Raw genomic sequence first — 18,558 nt, 5'->3', positions numbered from 1 at the left:
GGGAAACCGCATTTCTCTCTCGACTTGCAGGAGCTGTCCGGGTAAGCGGCCTTATTCTATTGTCAGTGCTGGCAGGCCCTTCACCAGATCATCCAGGGCCTTGAGCTGGGCCAGGAAAGGCTCGAGCCTGTCGAGCGGCAGGGCACAGGGGCCGTCACACTTGGCGTTGTCCGGGTCCGGATGGGACTCCAGGAACACTCCGGCGAGCCCCACGGCCACGCCGGCGCGGGCCAGCTCGGCCACCTGGGCGCGACGCCCGTCGGCGCTGTCCGAGCGTCCACCGGGGCGCTGCAGGGCGTGGGTGACGTCGAACAGCAGCGGGTAGCCGGTCTCTTTCATCTCGCCGAAGCCGAGCATGTCGACCACCAGGTTGTTGTAGCCGAAGCTGGTGCCGCGCTCGCAGAGGATCAGCCGGTCGTTGCCGGCCTCCTCGCACTTGCGCAGGATGTGGCGCATCTCGTGGGGCGCCAGGAACTGCGGCTTCTTGATGTTGATCACCGCGCCGGTCTCGGCCATGGCCACCACCAGATCGGTCTGACGAGCCAGGAAGGCCGGCAGCTGGATGACATCGGCCACCTCGGCGGCGGGCGCCGCCTGCCAGGGCTCGTGAACGTCGGTGATCACCGGCACTTTGAGACGCTCCTTCACCTCGGCGAGGATCGCCAGGCCGCGATCGAGACCGGGGCCGCGGAAGGAATGGATCGAGCTGCGGTTGGCCTTATCGAAGCTGGCCTTGAACACGTAAGGCATGCCGAGTCGGCCGGTGACCTCGACGTAGGCCTCGGCCACCTCGAGGGCCAGCTCACGGGATTCCAGCACGTTCATGCCGCCGAACAGCGTCAGCGGCCGGTCATTGCCGACCCGGAGGCCGGCGACATCGATCAGGCGTTCCGAGACGGACATGAGGCTCACTCCTGCGGGGCGCTCTGGGCACGCGTGCGGGCGGCCTTGTGTTCCAGCGCCGCGTTGACGAAGCCGGTGAACAGCGGATGGCCATCACGCGGCGTTGAGGTGAACTCGGGATGGAACTGGCAGGCCACGAACCAGGGATGATCGGGCAGCTCGACCATCTCCACCAGGGAGTTGTCGACGCTTCTGCCTGACACCACCAGGCCAGCCTTCTCCAGGTCGGCAACGAACTGGTCGTTGACCTCGTAGCGGTGGCGATGGCGCTCGACAATCTCCTCATTGCCATAGGCCTCGCGCGCCCTGGAGCCATCCGCCAGGCGGCAGACCTGGCCGCCCAGGCGCATGGTGCCGCCCAGGTCGGACGCTTCGTCGCGCAGCTCGATCTTGCCCTCGGGGCTCAGCCATTCGGTGATCAGGCCCACCACCGGATGCTGGGTGTCGTGGGTGAACTCGGTAGAGTTGGCGTCGTTCCAGCCCGCCACGTGACGGGCGAACTCGATCACCGCCACCTGCATGCCGAGGCAGATGCCGAGATACGGAATGTCGTTTTCGCGGGCGAAGCGGGCCGTTTCGATCTTGCCCTCCACGCCGCGCTCGCCGAAGCCGCCGGGCACCAGGATGGCGTCCTTGCCGGCCAGGCGTTCCGGGCCGTGACGCTCGATGTCCTCGGAGTCGATATAGTCGATGTTGACCTTGACCCGAGTCTGGATGCCGGCATGCACCAGCGCCTCGTTGAGCGACTTGTAGGCGTCGAGCAGCTCCATGTACTTGCCGACCATGGCGATATTGATCGACTTGAGCGGATTGAGCTTGGCGTCGAGCACGCGGATCCACTCGGCCAGGTCGGCCTCGCTGGCCTCCAGGCGCAGCTTGTCGCAGACGATCTCATCGAGGCCGTGCTCGTGGAGCATCAGCGGGATGCGATAGATGGTGTCGGCGTCCTGCAGCGGGATCACCGCCCGCTCTTCGACGTTGGTGAACAGCGCGATCTTGCGCCGCTCGCTCTCCTCCAGCTCGACCTCGCTGCGGCAGATCAGGATGTCGGGCTGGATGCCGATGGAGCGCAGTTCCTTGACGCTGTGCTGAGTCGGCTTGGTCTTGGTCTCACCGGCGGTCTTGATGTAGGGCACCAGGGTCAGGTGCATGAAGATCGCCCGGCTCGCGCCCAGCTCGCTTCTGATCTGGCGGATCGACTCGAGGAACGGCAACGATTCGATGTCGCCCACGGTACCGCCGATCTCGACCAACGCCACGTCGGCGTCCTTGCCGCCCTCATAGACCCGACGCTTGATCTCGTCGGTGATGTGCGGGATCACCTGCACGGTACCGCCCAGGTAATCACCACGGCGCTCCTTGCGCAGCACGTGCTCGTAGACGCGACCGGTGGTGAAATTGTTGGCCTGGCTCATCTTCGTGCGAATGAAACGCTCGTAGTGGCCAAGGTCCAGGTCGGTCTCGGCCCCATCCTCGGTGACGAACACCTCGCCGTGCTGGAAGGGACTCATGGTGCCCGGATCCACGTTGATGTAGGGATCGAGCTTGAGCATGGTGACCTTGAGGCCCCGGGCCTCGAGAATCGCCGCCAGCGAGGCCGACGCGATGCCCTTGCCGAGAGAGGACACAACGCCGCCGGTCACGAAGATATATCGTGTCATGAAGAACCTGTCGAAACGTGATCGGTAGGCCCGGCAGGAAGCCGCGCCAGGATGGGACGACAGCGTAGCAGAATACGACCAATGGCTCAATTTGAGCGACAAGCGGGCTGCGGGCTGCGGGCTGCGGGCTGCGGGCTGGATGATAATGCCGTCCTGCCCGCGGCTGACGCAAACCGTCTCGCTCGAGGCCCGAGGCTCGAGGCCCGAGGCTCGAGGCCCGAGGCTCGAGGCCCGAGGCCCGAGGCCCGAGGCCCGAGCCTTATACCTCCAGGTAGTCGAGGATGCCCTCGCCGGCCTGGCGGCCTTCGAACACTGCGGTGACCACAAGGTCGGAGCCGCGCACCATGTCGCCGCCGGCGAAGATCTTCTCATTGGTGGTCTGGAAGGCGTAGGCGCCATGCTCGGGAGCCTTGACCCGGCCGCGCTCGTCGAGCTCGATACCCACGGTCTCGAACCAGGGCGCGGGGCTCGGCTGGAAGCCGAAGGCGATGACCACGGCATCGGCGGCCACCACTTCCTCGGAGCCGGGCACCACCTCGGGCCGCTGGCGGCCGTTCTCGTCGGGCTCGCCGAGACGGGTGCGGACGACCTTCACGCCCTCGACCTTGTCCTCGCCAACCACCGCCACCGGCTGGCGATTGAACAGGAACTCCACGCCCTCTTCCCGGGCGTTGGCCACTTCCTTGCGCGAACCGGGCATGTTGTCCTCGTCGCGGCGATAGGCACAGGTCACCGCCTCGGCTCCCTGACGGATGGCGGTGCGGTTGCAGTCCATGGCGGTGTCGCCACCGCCCAGCACCACGACTTTCTGGCCTTCCAGGGAGACGAAGTCGGCCGGATCCTTCTCGAAGCCCAGGCAGTGGTTCACGTTGGCGATCAGATAGTCCAACGCCTTGTGCACGCCGGGCAGATCCTCGCCGGGGAAGCCACCCTCCATGTACTTGTAGGTGCCCATGCCCAGGAAGACGGCATCGTACTCTTCGAGCAAGCGATTGAAAGGCATGTCCTTGCCGATCTCGACGCCCAGGCAGAACTCCACGCCCATCTCCTCGAAGACGGCGCGACGGCGCTCCATCACGGTCTTCTCGAGCTTGAACTCGGGGATGCCGAAGGTCAGCAGCCCGCCGATCTCGGGATACTTGTCGAACACCACCGGCTTGACGCCGTTACGCACCAGGATGTCGGCACAGCCCAGCCCCGCCGGGCCGGCACCGATGATCGCCACCTTCTTGTCGGTCCAGGCGACCTGGGACATGTCCGGCCGCCAGCCCATGGCGAAGGCGGTGTCGGTGATGTACTTCTCCACCGAGCCGATGGTCACGGCGCCGAAGCCGTCGTTGAGGGTGCAGTCACCCTCGCACAGGCGATCCTGCGGGCACACCCGGCCGCACACCTCGGGCAGCGAGTTGGTGCGATGGGAGAGCTCGGCGGCCTCCAGGATGTTGCCCTCGCTGACCAGCTGCAGCCAGTTGGGAATATAGTTGTGGACCGGGCACTTCCACTCGCAGTAGGGATTGCCGCAGTGCAGGCAACGGTGCGCCTGAGTCGCCGCGTCCTGGGGCTTGAACGGCTCGTAGATCTCGGCAAACTGCTTCGCCCGCGTCGCGGCCGGCTTCTTCTCCGGATCCTGACGCCCCACGTCGATGAACTGAAAGTCGTTGCTCAAACGGTTGGCCATGTTGTGTTCTCCTCTCTGCAGGCTTACTCGGGACGCCGACGGGATTCATCCAGCAGGCTGGCGAGACTCGCCGCCTTGGGCTTCACCAGCCAGAAATGGCGGATGAAGTCGCTGAAGTCCTCGAGAATGTCGCGGCCGCGCTGCGAGCCGGTTTCCGCGACGAACTCCTCGATGATCTCCCTCAGGTGTCGCCGATGGGCCTCCATGGCCTCGGTGTTGACGCGGTGGATTTCCACCAGTTCATGGTTGTACTTGTCGACGAAGGTGCGGTCCTCGTCCAGCACGTAGGCGAAGCCGCCCGTCATGCCGGCACCGAAGTTGACACCGGTCTCGCCCAGCACCGCGATCAGGCCACCGGTCATGTACTCGCAGCAGTGGTCACCAGCCCCCTCTATCACCGCGTGAGCGCCGGAGTTGCGCACCCCGAAGCGCTCGCCGGCGGTGCCCGCGGCGAACAGCTTGCCGCCGGTGGCGCCGTACAGGCAGGTATTGCCGATGATCGCCGTCTTGTGGCTCTCGAACTGGCTCTCGCGAGGCGGCACGATCACCACCTTGCCGCCGTTCATGCCCTTGCCGACGTAGTCGTTGGCGTCCCCCTCCAGATACAGGTTCAGGCCACGGGCGTTCCATACCCCGAAGCTCTGGCCGGCAACGCCGCGGAAGCGCGCGGTCACCGGGACATCTTCGAGGCCCGCTTCGCCGTGGCGCTTGGCGATCGTCCCGGAGACCAGGGCACCAACGGAGCGGTCGCAGTTGGTGATCGCGAACTCGAACTCGCCGCCGGACTTGTCCTCGATGGCCGCCTTCAGCGCTTCGAGCACTTCCTGGTTCTTGGCACCCGGATCGTGCGGCACGTTTCGGCTGACCTGGCAGAACTGCGGCGCCTCGGCGGGCACGAAGTCGTTGGTCATCAGCGGCGACAGATCCAGGCGGCGCTGGGAATCGGTCACGCCCTCGATCGCCTCGAGCAGGTCGGTGCGGCCGATCAGGTCGGTGAGCTGGCGCACGCCCAGCATCGCCATCAGCTCGCGCACTTCCTCGGCGATGAAGCGGAAATAGTGCTTGACCATGTCGACGGTGCCACGGAAGTGCTCGTCGCGCAGGTACTGGTGCTGGGTGGCGACCCCGGTGGCGCAGTTGTTGAGGTGGCAGATTCGCAGGTACTTGCAGCCCAGCGCGACCATCGGCGCGGTGCCGAAGCCGAAGCTCTCGGCGCCGAGAATCGCCGCCTTGATGACGTCGAGGCCGGTCTTCAGGCCGCCGTCGGTCTGCAGGCGAATCTTGTCGCGCAGCCCGTTGATGCGCAGCGCCTGGTGCACCTCGGGCAGGCCCAGCTCCCAGGGGCTGCCGGCGTGCTTGATCGACGTCAGCGGGCTCGCCGCAGTACCGCCGTCATAGCCGGAGACGGTAATCAGGTCGGCATAGGCCTTGGCCACGCCGGTGGCGATGGTGCCGATACCGGGCTCGGAGACCAGCTTCACCGACACCTGGGCGCTCGGATTGACCTGCTTGAGATCGAAGATCAGCTGCGCCAGATCCTCGATGGAATAGATGTCGTGGTGCGGCGGCGGCGAGATCAGGGTCACGCCGGGCACCGCATAGCGCAGCCGGGCGATCAGTCCGTTCACCTTGCCGCCGGGCAGCTGGCCGCCCTCACCGGGCTTGGCGCCCTGGGCCACCTTGATCTGCAGTACCTCGGCGTTGGCCAGATAGGCCGGCGTCACGCCGAAGCGCCCCGAGGCGATCTGCTTGATCTTGGAAGAGCGAATGGTGCCGTAGCGAGCCGGATCCTCGCCCCCCTCGCCGGAGTTGGAACGTCCGCCCGCCTCGTTCATGGCCTGGGCCAGGGCCTCGTGGGCCTCCGGACTGAGAGCACCCAGCGACATGCCGGCGCTGTCGAAGCGCGGCAGCAGCTCCTCGACGGGCTCGATCTCGTCGAGCGGCAGCGGCGTCTCGGCCGGCTTCAGCCGCAGCAAGTCGCGAATGGTCGCCGGGTCACGCTCGTTGACCAGCGCCGCAAACGTCTTCCACTTGGCGTAATCGCCCTCCTGAACCGCCTCCTGCAGGGCCTTGACCACGTCCGGGTTGTAGGCGTGGTACTCGTGGCCGTGGACGTACTTCATCAGGCCGCCATGAGAGATGCCCTTGCGTGGCGTCCAGGCCGTCTTGGCCAGCAGCTCCTGCTGCATCTGCAGCTCGGCGAAGCCGGTGCCCTCGATCCGCGAGGCCATGCCGGTGAAACACAGGTCCATGACCTCGGAGGCCAGGCCTACCGCCTCGAACAGCTGGGAGCCGCGATAGGACGCCAGCGTCGAGATCCCCATCTTGGAAAGGATCTTGAACAGGCCCTTCTGCAGGCCCTTGCGGTAGTTCTCGCGGGCGTCGGCCGGATTGCCGACCAGCTCGCCGGTACGATGCATGTCGGCCATGACCTGATAGGCCAGCCACGGATAGACCGCGGTGGCGCCCACGCCGAACAGCACCGCCATCTGGTGGGCGTCGCGGGCGTAACCGGTCTCGACAATCAGGTTGACCCGCGGACGCAGCGCCAGGCGACCGAGATGATGATGCACGGCACCCACCGCCAGGGCGGCATGAATCGGCAACTGTCCCTTCTGCAGCTCGGCGTCGGAAAGCACCAGCAGCACCTTGCCGTCGCGAGCGGCCTGCTCGGCCTCGGCACATAGCGCCTGGAGGGCCCCCTTGAGACCGGTGGCCTCGGGATCATAGGCCAGCGACAGGGTGTGGCTGACGAATGCCGGATCCTCGTGAGTGACCAGGGCGGAGAACTTGCGCGGCGACAGCACCGGAGTGGTCAGGATCAGCCGGTGGGCGTGCTCCGGCGTCGCCTCGAAGACGTTGCGCTCGGAACCGATGCAGCTCTCGAGCGACATCACGATCGACTCGCGCAGCGGGTCGATGGCCGGATTGGTCACCTGAGCGAACTTCTGGCGGAAGTAGTCGGTCAGCAGCCGATGCTTGCCGGAGAGCACCGCCATGGGGGTATCGTCACCCATGGAGCCCACCGCTTCCTGGCCACTCTCGGCCAGCGGGCGCAGTACCTGGTCACGCTCCTCGAAGCTGACCTGGAACATCTTCTGCTGCACCGCCAGGGCATCGGCGTCCATGTTCTGGAAACGCGCCAGCTCGGTGAGCGCCGACTCCAGATAGCTGGCCTCCTGCTTGAGCCAGCGCTTGTAGGGATAGGCGGACTTGAGGCGCGAATCGACGTCCTCGGTATGCAGCACCTCGCCGGTCTGGGTATCCACGGCCAGAATCTGGCCGGGGCCGACGCGGCCCTTGGCCACGACGTCCTCGGGCTTGTAGTCGTAGGTGCCGATCTCGGACGCCAGGGTGATGTAGCCGTTTTTGGTGATCACCCAGCGCGCCGGGCGCAGGCCGTTGCGGTCGAGCATGCACACCGCCTGGCGACCATCGGTCATGACCACGCCGGCCGGGCCATCCCAGGGCTCCACATGCATGGAGTTGTACTCGTAGAAGGCGCGCAGATCGCCGTCCATGATCTCGACGTTCTGCCAGGCCGGCGGCACCATCATGCGCACCGCACGATGCAGCTCCATGCCCCCGGTCAGCAGGACCTCGAGCATGTTGTCCATGCTCGAGGAATCGGACCCGGTGGTATTGACGATCTCGTCCAGCTCGGCGATGTCGGGCAGACGCGCGCTGGTGAAGTTCTCCTTGCGCGAATTGGCCCAGCCGCGGTTGGCCTGGATGGTGTTGATCTCGCCGTTGTGGGCCAGCAGGCGGAACGGCTGGGCCAGCGGCCAGCGCGGCGCGGTATTGGTGGAAAAGCGCTGGTGAAAGACGCAGATGGCGGTCTCGAGCCGCTCGTCGCCCAGATCCTGGTAGAAGGCCGGAAGATCCACCGGCATCACCAGCCCCTTGTAGGAGACGACCTCGGAGGACAGCGAACAAACGTAGAAATCCTCGTCATCGCGCAGCGCCTGCTCGGCGCGGCGACGGGCCATGAAGAGCTCGACGTCAAAGGTGTCCGCGGCGGTCTCGCCAGGTTCGACGAACAGCTGACGAATGCGCGGCAGGCAGTCCAGTGCCATGGGGCCACAGACGCTGGGATCGACCGGCACCTCGCGCCAGCCCAGTACCTTTAGGCCACGGCCCGTCAATTCCTGCTCGAGCGTCTCACGCCCCCGTGTCTCACGGGCGTCGTCATCGGGCAGGAAGACGGTACCCACGGCAAAGCGCTCACCGAGTTCGATACCCAAGGCTTCCTTGGCGATGTCGCGCATGAAGCTCTCGGGCATCTTGAGCAGCAGGCCACAGCCGTCGCCGGTCTTGCCGTCGGCGGCGATACCGCCCCGGTGGGTCATGCAGGTCAGTGATTCGATGGCGGTCTGCAGCAGATCGTGGCTGGCCTGACCCTCCATATGGGCGATCAGTCCGAACCCGCAGTTGTCGCGAAACTCGCCGGGTTGGTGAAGACCTCTGTTCATGGGCGTGCCTCAGGTGTTGAAAGGGTTTTATCCGCAGCTTTTTGTGGTATAATTTAAGGTTTTTCTTTTTTTGTGATGCCCATTCGGCGGCATCATGACTGCGCGGCAAAAGGTTTGACAGCATAGCCATCACCCCCTTCCCATGCAATGCTTCCGCCTCGCCACCACCCCAAAAACCATTGTCAAATCCGCCACTTGGCGAACCGCCCAACAAAAAAACCACCACAACTCAACGGCTTGCACCGCTCGATCGCCGATACCTTCCATCGACATCCCACGCATAGACTTTGGTCTAACTTGCCGGCCAAATCCCATGCCGATGCTGCATATGGCATGCGCGTTCCATAATTCTTGACACCCTCGCCACCCCTCCGTGCAAAGGGTTTCCACAAACGATGACGCCCGCTGCGAAAGGCAGCGGGCGTCGAGAGAGCGACAACCAGAACGCGGCGTCAGCGTCGAGGAAATGCTTCCAGCAGCGCAGCCAGGGTGTCGGGAGGGGTCTCGTCGTGAACACAGGCCTCCCCGAGGCGCGTCAGCAGGATCAATCGCAGGCGTTCGTCGAGATTCTTCTTGTCCAGACGCATGATCGACAGAAAGTCTTCGACGCCCATCTCGGCCGGCGCGGCCAGTGGCAGCTCGGCGGCGGCCAGTATCGACCGGGTGCGTACCACCTCCGCCTCGGATAGCCAACCCAGCCGCTGCGACAGCTCCGCCGCCATCAGCATGCCGGTGCCGACCGCCTCGCCATGCAGCCAGCGGCCATACCCCTGGTGCGTCTCGATGGCGTGCCCGAAGGTGTGTCCCAGGTTGAGCAGCGCCCTCACCCCCTGCTCGGTCTCATCCTCGGCGACGATCTCGGCCTTGAGACTGCAGCTTCGCTCGATGGCACGGGTCAGCGACGCGGCGTCGAGCTCGCGCAACGCCGTCATGTGCGCTTCCAGCCAGGCCAGGAAGTCGGCATCGCGAATCAGGCCGTACTTGATCACCTCGGCCAGGCCCGCCGACAACTCACGCGCCGGCAGCGTCGACAGGGTATCGGTGTCGATCAGCACCGCCCGAGGCTGCCAGAAGGCACCGATCATGTTCTTGCCCCGGGGGTGGTTGACGCCGGTCTTGCCGCCCACCGAGGAATCGACCTGGGACAGCAGCGTGGTCGGCACCTGCACGAAGGCCACGCCGCGCTGGTAGCAAGCCGCCGCGAAGCCGACCATGTCACCGATCACTCCGCCACCCAGCGCCACCAAGGTACAGCGGCGGTTGAATCCGGCCTCGAGCAGGGCATCCCAGATGCGCTCGACGCTGGCCAGGGTCTTGGTGGCCTCACCGTCCGGCAGTATCAGCTCGCGCACCGTCAGGTCGTCGCCCAGGCCGGCCTTGAGCCGCTCCAGATAGAGAGGCGCCACGGTCTCGTTGGTCACCACCATCACCTGGCGACCGGCGAGATGGGGTCTCAGCCGCTGGGGGTCCCCCAGCAGGTCGGGGCCGATATGGATGGGATAGCTACGCTCACCCAGGGCGACGCGCAGGGTGCTCTGGGCCTCTTCGGGTCGGGTCATGGTTCAGGCCTTGCAGTGAAGGGGATCGATCATCCGCTCGACGCGACGCACGATCTCGTTGGACACCGCACGTGGACCACGGCGATCGGTACGCACCACCATGTCGGCGGTCGCCCGATAGAGCGGGTCACGCGTTCGGAACATCTCCTCGAGCACCTGCTCGCGGTCGCCACGCTGCAGCAGTGGACGGTTGCGATCCTTGGCGGTGCGCCGGAGCTGTTGCTCCACGGTGGTGTAGAGATAGATCACCGTACCACCGTCGCGCAGCATGCGACGGTTCTCTTCGCGCAGCACGGCGCCACCGCCGGTGGCGATGACCACTCCCTCGCGCGCTGCCAGCTCGTGGATCATCTGCGTCTCGCGCTCGCGGAAGCCCGCCTCGCCCTCGACGTCGAAGATCCAGGGAATGTCCGCACCGCAACGATCCTGAATCTCATGGTCGCTGTCGAAGAAATCTCGTGATAGCTCGGCCGCCAGAAGGCGGCCGATGGTGCTCTTTCCAGCCCCCATGGGGCCGATCAATATCAGGTTGGGTAATGCCGGCATCAGCGAATCGCCAGGTTGTCATCCAGTATTCGGGGCGTGATGAATACCAGCAACTCTACCTTATCGTTGGAGTCCTCGGTATAGCGGAACAGATTTCCGAGCACCGGCAAGTCCCCGAGCAAGGGCGTCTTGAACAGGCTACGCACCTGTTCGGTGGTCAGAATACCGCCCAGGACCACGGTCTCGCCGTCGTTCACCAGCACCTGGGTGTTGATCTCGTTGGTGTCGATGGCGGGCACGCCGTTGAACATTTCCCCCACGGTATCGTTGTTGATGGCCAGATCCATGATGATGCGATCGTCCGGGGTGATCTGCGGCGTCACCTCCAGCGACAGCACCGCTTCCTTGAACTCGGTGTCCGTCGCCCCGCTGGAGGTCGACTCCTGGTAGGGAATCTGGGTGCCCTGCTTGATCACGGCAGTGCTCTGGTTGGCGGTGATCACCCGCGGCTGGGAGATGGTCTGGCTCCTGCCTTCGCTCTCCAGGGCTCGCAGCTCCAGGTCGAGCAGGATATCGCCGGAGAGATAGCCGAAGGAAAAACTGGTGGAGGGATTGTCGCTGCCCAGGTCCACCGTCAGCCCACCGCGCTCGAACACGGAGCCCCCGGGATCATCGAACTGGCCGGTATACCGCCCGTCGGCATACCGCTGCCCGTCCTGGCTCAATGCCTGTCCGCTGGACGCGCCACCGAGATCGAGCCGCCCGTCGCCATCGGTCGACAGCCCCCAGTTGACCCCCAGCTCGCGAGTCGCGCTGTCCCGAGCGATGACGATCCGTGCCTCGATCTGCACCTGGCGCACGGCCACGTCGAGCCGCGCCAGGGTCTGTCGAATGCTGTCGATCTGGGCGGCGGTGTCCTGCACCAGCAGCGTATTGGTCCGCGGATCCACGGCGACGCGGCCACGCTCGGTCAACAGCCCGAAACCACTTTCGCCTCGCAACAGCTGGGCGAGGTCCTCGGCCTTGGCGTACTTGACCTGAATGTATGCGGTCTCCATGGGTGCCAGGGTCTCGAGCTGCTCGCGCGTCTGCAGCTCCAACTGCTCTCGGGCCGCCAGCTCCTCGGCCGGCGCCACCACGATGACATTGCCTTCCTGGCGACTGGCCAGGCCATGGCTCTTGAGCACCAGGTCCAGGGCCTGATCCCAGGGCACGTCCTCGAGATTGAGCGTGACCCGGCCGGTGACGCTGTCACTGGCCACGAGATTCAAGCCGGTGAAGTCGGCAATGACCGCCAGCACCGAGCGCACCTCGATGTCCTGGAAGTTCAGGGTGATGCGCTCACCGGTATAGGGAAACGGCTCGCCTTCCTGGCGATCGCGCCCCTGGGCACTGATCGGCTGAGCCGAGATGATCAGCTGCCGCCCGGCCTGGGTGGACAGCATGGCGAAGTCGCCGCTGCCCTGGATCTCGAGGGTAACGCCATCGGGCCCGACCCGCGGCGTGATACGCCGCAGGGGCGTGCCGAAATCGGAGACGTCATAGATCTGGTTGAGCGAGGGCGGCAAGCTGGCGCCATTCAAGCGAGCCACGATATCGGCATCGCCGCTCTCGCTGACCCGCGCATCGACCCCGGCCCGGTCGAAGGACACCACGACGCGCCCGCCGCCCTCGTCGCCCCGGCGAAAGTCGATATCGGTGATGCTTGGCCCGGCCGTCGCGGTCGAGACACCCGAGGCCGTCGACGCGGGCGGCACGGCGCCGCCGATCGACAGCCGCAGACGATTGCCCTGCCGGGTGGTGTCATAAGGCAATGGCCCCGAGAGATCGAATACCAGCCGCGTCCGCGAGCCAGCCTCCAGGGCGGTGACACGCTCGACACCACCGATGCCCAGCGCCTGGCGCCGCCGATCCAGGGCGCTGCGCGTGTCCATCAGATCGATGGTCAGCCGCGCAGGATCGTCGAGACGATATCCCCGCACCTCGGGCACTGCACCATCGAACACCAGATCGACCTCCAGCGCCCCACCCTCTCCCTGGCGAACATCGAGGTCGGTCAGCGTCGAGGCCGCCATGGCGGTGGTGGAGACCACCAGCATGGCCAGAGCCGCGAGAGCGCGTATCATCGATGTCATGGTTCTCTCCCTTTGGCTGCCTTTCCCTCGCCGGTCAGGCGACGCAAGATGAACTAGTCATCCAGCGACAGCTGGACACTGCGCTCGATCCAGCCACCCCGACCGGTCGGCACGACCTCTACCAACTGCACCGTGGCCTCGCTGATGCCGACGATACGCCCGTAGTCCGTACCCATATGATCGCTCACGCGCAGCCGATGCACGTTGCCGTCCGGTGCCTTGACCAGCGCCGAGGTCTCTCCTCCCACGGTCAGGATGCCCACCAACTCGAGCCGCTCGAGATCGTAGGCCTCCAGCGGCTCCCTGGGCCGCGAGGCATCCGGCGCCAGATCGAGGTCTCCCGTCGGCAACTCACGAAACGCCGGCAACTGCGCCTGGAAAGGGCTGCGCCGATCGGCAAAGCGATAGTCCACCGAACGGTAAACCGGCAGCGGCGGCAGCGGCTCCAACGTGACACCGCCCGGATCGGCTCGCAGCTCGGCAAGCTCACGCTTGAGCCCCGCCATATCATCGTCACGACAGGCCCCGAGCAACAGCGCCAGAGGCAACAGGGGCACGACGCATCGCCAGGCCCTCATGGCGCCTCCTCCTGCGCCCCTGGCGACCGATAGCTGTAGGTGCGCGCCAGCATCGACAGCGCCAGCTCACCGTCTCCCGTGGGCGCCAGTTCGAAGTCGTGCAGGGTGACGATGCGTGGCAAATCGGCGACAGCGGCGATGAACGTGCCAATGCGGTGATAATCTCCCCGCACCCGGATGTCGAACGGACGCTCCACGTAGAACTCCTGCTCGACGGGAGGTTGCAGGCGGATAGTATCGATGGAGAGCTGGTTGTCGACGGCCGCCTCGCTGATGTCGTCGATCAACGACGGAATCTCGGGCCCGCCGGGCAGCATGGCCACCAGGCCCTCCAGCCGCGAGTCAAGCGCCTCCACCTGGTCACGCAGCCCGGGCAGGTTGGCCACCTGGGCCGCCTTGCCGCGAAAGTCCCGCAGCAGGCGCGCTTCTTCCCGGCGCGCATTCTCCAGCTCATCGGCCTTCGACGCTCCCAGATACCCATACAGTCCGGAGAACGTCAGCACCAGCACCAGCAGGCAGCTCAGCCATTGCAGTAACACGGGCCAGCTGCCGGCCTCCTTGATATCCAGCTCGCCCCAGTCCAGCTCGCGCAGGCGGCGAAGCTCGGTGGCCAGCTTCATGGCGCCACCCCCTGCTGCTCGCGATTCGGCATGTGCTGGCCGACGGTAAGCGCGAAGCGCCGCTGCCCATCGTCGGTCTCGACCTCGGAGAGCACCGGCACATCGAACACCGGCGAGTCCTCGAGCCCACGCAACTGATCGGAAACGTGCCGATTGTCTTCGGCCACGCCGACCAGTCGCAACTGATCGCCCTGGCGCGACAGGCTCGAATAATGCACCCCCTCCTCGAGGCTCGCCGCCAACGCGTTGAAGACATGCACGGTCTGAGGACGCCCGGACTGCAAGCGTTGGAACACCTCGAGGCGCCGAGCGAGATCCTCGACCTGCGCCTCGTACTGGCTAATCGTACGGATGTCACGATCGAGCTCCGCGGTGCGTCGACGGATCAACTCATGGCGCTGCTGCTGGGCGACGAGCTGCTGCTCATAGTGCCAGGTCACGGCATATCCGCCGCCCAGGCCGATCAGGGCAGCCAGTCCCAGGGAGAAGTAGAAGCGTTTGCTGCGCCGCTGACGCTGCGCCTCGCGCCAGGGCAGCAGATTGATCTCGACGGTCATGCGCGCCCCCTCATCGCCAGCCCGCAGGCCGTGAGCATGGCTGGCGCATCACCTGCCAGGGTCGGGACATCGACCCGCGGATTGACCTTCATGCGGTGGAAGGGGTTGGCGATCACCACCTGCATCCCGCTCTCCTCCGCCAGACGCTCCGTCAGCCCAGGCAGCACGCTGCTGCCGCCGGCCAACAGCATGCGCCGCACTTCCTGCTTGCGGCCGGAGGTGTAATAGAGCTGCAGGGAACGCCCAACCTGCTGGCCCAGGGTATCGAGAAAGGGAGTGAGGACGCTGCGCCGGTAATCCTCCGGCAAGCCGCCGCGCTTCTTGGCCAGGCCAGCCTCTTCGAGACTCAGCCCGTAGCGACTGCGGATCTCTTCGGTCAGCGCGCGGCCTCCGAAGACGGTGTCGCGGCTGTAGATGATCCGGCCGTCGCGCAGTACATGGAACGCGTTCATGTTGGCGCCGATGTCCACCAGCGCCACGTCATGGTCATGGCCGACCGTCGGCGGCAGTTGGAGGGCAAGTTCGGTAAAGGCGCGCTCCATGGCGAAGGTCTCGACGTCGACCATGGCCGGGACCAGCCCCGCCTGACGCACGGCCTCGGTCAGTTGGCTGACGTCCTGCTGACGACAGGCCACCAGCAGGACGTCCTGCTGATCTCCATAGCGTGCGTTCAGGCCCAGGCGCTGGAAGTCGAACGCCACCTCACTGAACGGAAAGGGGATATGCTTGTCGGATTCGAGCTGGATGCGGGTTTCGATCTCATCGTCGGAAAGCGTTGCCGGCAGTGTCAGCGTCTTGGTGATCGCCGCGCTGGCCGGCACCGCCACCGACGCCCGCCGGCTGATGGGCCTGGCATGTTCCACGGCACGCTCGAGGGCATCGACGACTTCGCCCATATCGCGAATACGCCGTTCGACTACGGCACCTTCGCGGAGCGGTCGAACAGCATAGCTCTCGACCTGATATCCGCCGCCGGTGCGCTTGAGTTCGATGAGCTTGACGGTGGCTGACGTGATGTCGACACCGATCAGCCCCTTGCCGGATGCCCCTGGTCGCATCTGGGTCATACTCCTGACCGATGCTGCATGGAACTGCTCGTGATCGCGCTACTGCGGCCCCTGGAAGAATGAACCAGCGGCCATCATTCCCATCCTGTACATCGAGGCTACATGATATTTCATGAGCTCACATGAGAAAGGGTGTCGCCAGACGTCAACGCTGGTGGTCAAGCTGCCGGATTCCTATAATGGCCGTCGCGTCGCCGGACCCATTCGTCCCCGTTCCTTCGCTCCCGTTCTCAGCATGGATACCGCCTTTTCATGAAGTTCTTCAGAATCCTGGCTTTCTCGGCATTCTGGCTGCTGGTCTCGCTGTCCACCGCCTCGCTCCTGGCCGTGGTAGGCGCCGCGCTTTACTTCGCTCCCGGCCTGCCGGACGTGCGCCAGCTGCAGGATTTCGAGCTGCAGACACCGCTGCGCATCTTCACTCGCGACGGCAAGCTGATCGGCGAGTTCGGCGAAGAGCGTCGCCTGCCGGTCGAGTATGACGAGATCCCCGAGAGCATGGTGCAAGCGCTGATGGCCGCCGAAGACGCCGCCTTCTTCGACCACCACGGGGTCGACCCCAAGGGACTGCTGCGCGCCGCCGTCGAGCTGGTCGCCAGCGGCGGCGACATCCAGTCCGGGGGGTCCACCATCACCATGCAGGTGGCCCGCAACTACCTGCTGACCCTGGACCGCACCTTCACCCGCAAGATTCGCGAGATCCTCCTGGCCCTGCAGATGGAGCAGATCCTCAGCAAGCAGGAGATTCTCGAGCTCTACGTCAACAAGATCTTCCTCGGCCACCGCGCCTACGGCATCGCCGCCGCCTCCGAGGTCTACTATGACCGCCCCCTGGGAGAGCTCACCCTGGCCCAGCAGGCGATGATCGCCGGTCTGCCCAAGGCGCCATCCGCCTTCAACCCGCTGGCCAACGCCGAGCGCGCCCTGATCCGCCGCAACTGGATCCTCTATCGCATGCGCGACCTCGGCTTCATCGACCAGGCGGACTACGACGAGGCCGTCCAGGCCCCGATCACCGCACGCCGCCACGTGGCCAAGGCGGAGATCCCGGCCGACTACGTCGCCGAGATGGCGCGTCAGTATGCCGTCGACCACTTCGACGACGCCTATACCGGCGGCTATCACATCACCACCACCCTGGACAGCAAGCTCCAGCCCGAAGCCCGTCGCGCCCTCGCCGATGGCCTGATTGCCTACGACACCCGCCACGGCTGGCGCGGTCCCGAGCAGACCGATATTCCCCGCAGCCTGGCCGAGGCCCAGGAACGCACCGACCGTGAAGGCCTCGAGGAGGAGCTCGCCGAATCCCCCGAAGTCATGGCCACCGCGCGGCGCGCCGCCGAACGCAGCCAGACCGAGGTCGAGGGCGTCGAAGGCGATGTCAGCAACTGGCTCCAGGTGCTGGAACGCACGCCGGTGCTGGGCCCGCTGGAACCCGCCATCGTGGTCGAGAGCGAAGGCCGCGAGATGCGCGTCCTGTCGCGTGGCGGCGAGGTCAGGACCCTGGACTGGGACGCCCTCGACTGGGCGCAGCCCTACCGCAACGCCCGCTACCGCGGCGCGGCGCCGAGCTCGGCCGCCGAGATTGCCAGCCCCGGCGACCTGGTACGCATTCTCCAGCGCGAGGACGGCAGCTGGCGGCTTTCCCAGAAGCCCGACGCACAAGGCTCGCTGGTCGTGATGGATCCCCGCACCGGGGCCATCCTGGCCCTGCAGGGCGGCTTCGACTTCGATGCCAGCAAGTTCAATCGCGCCCTTCAGGCGCGCCGCCAGGCGGGCTCCATCTTCAAGCCGTTCATTTACCTGGCGGGCCTGAACAGCGGCGAAGTCAGCCCCGCCACCATCATCAACGATGCGCCGGTGGTCATGCAGGACGGCAGCAACGAACTCTGGCGACCCAACAATTCCGGCGGTGACTTCCGCGGCCCGACCCGGCTGCGCGTGGGCCTCGCCCACTCCCGCAACCTGGTCACCATCCGCCTGCTGCAGACCCTCGGACTGGAACGCACCATCGGCTTCCTCGAGAAGTTCGGCTTCGATCCCGAGCGGCTGCCTCACGGGCTCTCGCTGGCCCTCGGCACTACCAGCCTGACGCCCCTGGAGATGACCCGCGGCTATGCAGTGCTGTCCAACGGCGGCTTCGCCGTCGAACCCTGGCTGATCCAGAAGGTGACCCGCGGCGAGGGCCAGACAGTGGTCGGCGAAGCCGACCCGATGGTGGCCTGCCGCGAGTGTGCCGATGGCCAGGAGACCGTCGAACGCGACGGCAAGACCTATCGCGTCGCCCCACGCGTGGCCGACCCGGCCGCCGTCTACCTGCTTCGCGACATGCTGCGCGACGTGGTAGAGCATGGCACCGCCCGCCGTGCCCTGGCCCTGGAGCGCAGCGACATCGTCGGCAAGACCGGTACCACCAACGAGCAGCGCGACGCCTGGTTCGCCGGCTTCAACACCGACCTGGCCACCACCGTCTGGGTCGGCAAGGACGACAACTCCTCCACCGCGGAATACGGCTCCCAGGCCGCCCTGCCGATCTGGATCGACTTCATGGGCAAGGCCCTGGCGGACCGCCCGGAGCACTGGCCCGACCGTCCGGATGACGTGGTCGCCCGCCGCATCGACCCCGACACCGGTCGCCTGCTGCATGACGACCAGCCCGGCGGCATGCAGGAGCTGTTCCGCGCCGACCACCTGCCCGGCTATCAGCCACGGCGGGTCGACCAGGCGGTGGAACAGGAAAGCGGCTCCCAGGGGACCGGCGCCTACGAAGCCATCTTCTAGACCCGAACCGATGAGGCGGCGCCCGCCGCCTCACCTTCTTTCCACCGGACCAACCGCGAGAAGC

General features: G+C 65.9%; 12 protein-coding genes. 1 reads left to right on the top strand and 11 read right to left on the bottom strand.

Annotated elements, in window-relative coordinates; all coding sequences use genetic code 11:
* Positions 1–51 precede the first annotated feature (51 nt).
* From kdsA to pilM, 11 genes are all read right to left on the bottom strand, one after another.
* The gene (kdsA, locus tag FHR96_RS14110) at positions 52–903 is read right to left on the bottom strand and encodes a 3-deoxy-8-phosphooctulonate synthase (protein ID WP_183388335.1); all 852 of its coding nucleotides are present in this window, start codon (positions 901–903) and stop codon (positions 52–54) included.
* A gap of 5 nt (positions 904–908) precedes the next feature.
* Complete coding sequence (gene pyrG, locus FHR96_RS14105) at positions 909–2,564, bottom strand: CTP synthase (RefSeq protein WP_183388334.1); 1,656 nt, start codon at positions 2,562–2,564, stop codon at positions 909–911.
* Positions 2,565–2,823: 259 nt separating this feature from the next.
* Positions 2,824–4,242, bottom strand: coding sequence for an FAD-dependent oxidoreductase (locus tag FHR96_RS14100; RefSeq protein ID WP_183388333.1), 1,419 nt, complete (start codon positions 4,240–4,242; stop codon positions 2,824–2,826).
* A 23-nt stretch (positions 4,243–4,265) separates the two neighbouring features.
* Entirely contained in the window at positions 4,266–8,714 is a 4,449-nt protein-coding gene (gltB, locus tag FHR96_RS14095; RefSeq protein ID WP_183388332.1) for a glutamate synthase large subunit, read from the bottom strand.
* 452 nt (positions 8,715–9,166) lie between these two features.
* Positions 9,167–10,273 carry a 3-dehydroquinate synthase gene (gene aroB / locus FHR96_RS14090; protein WP_183388331.1) on the bottom strand — a complete coding sequence of 369 codons (1,107 nt, stop codon included), beginning with the start codon at positions 10,271–10,273 and terminating at the stop codon, positions 9,167–9,169.
* Between the two features lie 3 nt (positions 10,274–10,276).
* Complete coding sequence (gene aroK, locus FHR96_RS14085) at positions 10,277–10,819, bottom strand: shikimate kinase AroK (RefSeq protein ID WP_183388330.1); 543 nt, start codon at positions 10,817–10,819, stop codon at positions 10,277–10,279.
* On the bottom strand, positions 10,819–12,894 hold the full coding sequence (locus tag FHR96_RS14080; protein ID WP_183388329.1) for a type IV pilus secretin PilQ: 2,076 nt from the start codon (positions 12,892–12,894) through the stop codon (positions 10,819–10,821). The genes aroK and FHR96_RS14080 overlap by 1 nt, the downstream gene beginning before the upstream one ends.
* A 53-nt stretch (positions 12,895–12,947) precedes the next feature.
* Complete coding sequence (locus FHR96_RS14075; RefSeq protein ID WP_183388328.1) at positions 12,948–13,472, bottom strand: pilus assembly protein PilP; 525 nt, start codon at positions 13,470–13,472, stop codon at positions 12,948–12,950.
* Positions 13,469–14,092, bottom strand: coding sequence for a type IV pilus inner membrane component PilO (locus FHR96_RS14070; protein WP_183388327.1), 624 nt, complete (start codon positions 14,090–14,092; stop codon positions 13,469–13,471). Before FHR96_RS14070 ends, FHR96_RS14075 begins: the two co-directional genes overlap by 4 nt.
* Positions 14,089–14,649 carry a PilN domain-containing protein gene (locus tag FHR96_RS14065; RefSeq protein WP_183388326.1) on the bottom strand — a complete coding sequence of 187 codons (561 nt, stop codon included), beginning with the start codon at positions 14,647–14,649 and terminating at the stop codon, positions 14,089–14,091. The genes FHR96_RS14070 and FHR96_RS14065 overlap by 4 nt, the downstream gene beginning before the upstream one ends.
* The gene (pilM, locus tag FHR96_RS14060) at positions 14,646–15,707 is read right to left on the bottom strand and encodes a type IV pilus assembly protein PilM (RefSeq protein WP_183388325.1); all 1,062 of its coding nucleotides are present in this window, start codon (positions 15,705–15,707) and stop codon (positions 14,646–14,648) included. The genes FHR96_RS14065 and pilM overlap by 4 nt, the downstream gene beginning before the upstream one ends.
* A 261-nt stretch (positions 15,708–15,968) precedes the next feature.
* Here pilM and FHR96_RS14055 point away from each other — a divergent pair, with 261 nt between their 5' ends.
* On the top strand, positions 15,969–18,494 hold the full coding sequence (locus FHR96_RS14055; RefSeq protein WP_183388324.1) for a penicillin-binding protein 1A: 2,526 nt from the start codon (positions 15,969–15,971) through the stop codon (positions 18,492–18,494).
* The last annotated feature ends 64 nt before the right edge of the window (positions 18,495–18,558 follow it).

The organism is Halomonas organivorans (assembly GCF_014192055.1).
In the GTDB taxonomy this organism is placed as follows: domain Bacteria; phylum Pseudomonadota; class Gammaproteobacteria; order Pseudomonadales; family Halomonadaceae; genus Halomonas; species Halomonas organivorans.
This window is presented reverse-complemented; position numbering and strand designations above follow the sequence as displayed.

Excerpts from the sequence above, each read along its gene's own strand:
- pilM (WP_183388325.1), bottom strand. The coding sequence starts at position 15,707 with ATGCGACCAGGGGCATCCGGCAAGGGGCTGATCGGTGTCGACATCACG.
- gltB (WP_183388332.1), bottom strand. The coding sequence starts at position 8,714 with ATGAACAGAGGTCTTCACCAACCCGGCGAGTTTCGCGACAACTGCGGG.
- FHR96_RS14065 (WP_183388326.1), bottom strand. The coding sequence starts at position 14,649 with ATGACCGTCGAGATCAATCTGCTGCCCTGGCGCGAGGCGCAGCGTCAG.
- FHR96_RS14080 (WP_183388329.1), bottom strand. The coding sequence starts at position 12,894 with ATGACATCGATGATACGCGCTCTCGCGGCTCTGGCCATGCTGGTGGTC.
- FHR96_RS14100 (WP_183388333.1), bottom strand. The coding sequence starts at position 4,242 with ATGGCCAACCGTTTGAGCAACGACTTTCAGTTCATCGACGTGGGGCGT.
- aroK (WP_183388330.1), bottom strand. The coding sequence starts at position 10,819 with ATGCCGGCATTACCCAACCTGATATTGATCGGCCCCATGGGGGCTGGA.
- FHR96_RS14055 (WP_183388324.1), top strand. The coding sequence starts at position 15,969 with ATGAAGTTCTTCAGAATCCTGGCTTTCTCGGCATTCTGGCTGCTGGTC.
- FHR96_RS14070 (WP_183388327.1), bottom strand. The coding sequence starts at position 14,092 with ATGAAGCTGGCCACCGAGCTTCGCCGCCTGCGCGAGCTGGACTGGGGC.
- aroB (WP_183388331.1), bottom strand. The coding sequence starts at position 10,273 with ATGACCCGACCCGAAGAGGCCCAGAGCACCCTGCGCGTCGCCCTGGGT.
- kdsA (WP_183388335.1), bottom strand. The coding sequence starts at position 903 with ATGTCCGTCTCGGAACGCCTGATCGATGTCGCCGGCCTCCGGGTCGGC.
- FHR96_RS14075 (WP_183388328.1), bottom strand. The coding sequence starts at position 13,472 with ATGAGGGCCTGGCGATGCGTCGTGCCCCTGTTGCCTCTGGCGCTGTTG.
- pyrG (WP_183388334.1), bottom strand. The coding sequence starts at position 2,564 with ATGACACGATATATCTTCGTGACCGGCGGCGTTGTGTCCTCTCTCGGC.